Here is a 1,412-nt window from a genome sequence, read left to right on the forward strand (position 1 = left end):
TGCGTCCTCGACCATCGGTTCGAGCGCCGCGGGTGGTGCGATCGGCGGCACGCTGACCTCGTCGCTGACGTTCTCGACGGCTTCCACCCCCGTCCAGGATACGGTTGCGCAGACCTCGCGCGCCAATCTGGTGTCTCAGTACAACAACATCCTGAACCAGATCGACACCACCTCGCAGGACTCCTCGTTCAACGGCGTCAACCTGTTGAACGGCGACCAGCTCAAGCTGGTGTTCGACGAGACCGGCAAGTCGAACCTCAGCATCACCGGCGTGACCTACAACTCCAAGGGTCTGGGTCTTGCCGCGTTGACCAGCGGTGTCGACTTCATCGACAACTCCGCGACCAACAAGGTGCTGTCGAACCTGAACGCCGCGTCGAGCACGCTGCGCTCGGAAGCCTCGAGCCTCGGTTCGAACCTCTCGGTGGTGCAGGTTCGTCAGGACTTCAACAAGAGCCTGATCAACGTGCTGCAGACCGGTTCGTCCAACCTCACGCTGGCCGACACCAACACCGAGGCGGCCAACAGCCAGGCGCTGTCGACCCGCCAGTCGATCGCGGTCTCCGCGCTGTCGCTGGCCAACCAGTCGCAGCAGAGCGTGCTGCAGCTGCTCCGCTAACAAGCGGACGACATCGCAAGCAAGATCCGGCGGCGGGGCTTCGGCCCCGCCGCTTTCTTTTTGGGTCGGCATCAGAACGCCGCTTGGCAAGTCGGGACGATGCGTTCGAGTCCAGCGAATTGCTCACTCTGAGTTATGGTTGACAAGTGGCAAACGCGTCGCCGCTGCACCAAAAAGCATCATGTGATCATGATGATACGACGAAGCGCGGTCCGGCTCCGATCGCGCACATGGTGAATCCGCGGAAGGACTGGAGCGACACGCTTCATGCTTTGTTAGCCGTCTGCGTTCACCGTCCCGGCATCGATTAATCCTAATCGAAGTTTGTTTGTTGCGTTGCGTACCAGAAGGGTAACACTCAATGTCCGGTATCGTCCTCTCTTCGTCGGTTCGTCAGAACCTGCTCTCCCTCCAGTCCACCGCTGATCTTCTCGCCACCACGCAGAGCCGTCTGTCGACCGGCAAGAGCGTCAACTCGGCCCTGGACAATCCCACCAACTTCTTCACCGCACAGTCGCTCGACAACCGCGCCAGCGACATCAACAATCTGCTCGACGGCATCGCCAACGGTGTGCAAGTGCTGCAGGCTGCCAACACCGGCATCACCTCGCTGCAGAAGCTGATCGACAGCGCCAAGTCGATCGCCAATCAGGCGCTGCAGACCACGGTCGGCTACTCCACCAAGTCCAATGTCTCCACCAGCATCTCGGGCGCAACGGCGGCCGACCTGCGTGGCACGACTTCGTTCGCCAGCGCGACGGCGAGCAGCAACGTGGTGTATAACGGCGCGGCG

Annotated in this window: 2 protein-coding genes; both read left to right on the top strand. The window is 61.3% G+C overall.

The features are described 5' to 3' along the window. The coding region (locus XI04_RS00010; RefSeq protein WP_271623356.1) for a flagellin at nt 1–619 on the top strand (619 nt) is incomplete at its 5' end. Between the two features lie 361 nt (nt 620–980). Beyond that, on the top strand, nt 981–1,412 hold a 432-nt coding region (locus XI04_RS00015), incomplete at its 3' end, for a flagellin N-terminal helical domain-containing protein (protein ID WP_442869370.1).

Source organism: Bradyrhizobium sp. CCBAU 11430, assembly GCF_028128855.1.
In the GTDB taxonomy this organism is placed as follows: domain Bacteria; phylum Pseudomonadota; class Alphaproteobacteria; order Rhizobiales; family Xanthobacteraceae; genus Bradyrhizobium; species Bradyrhizobium ottawaense.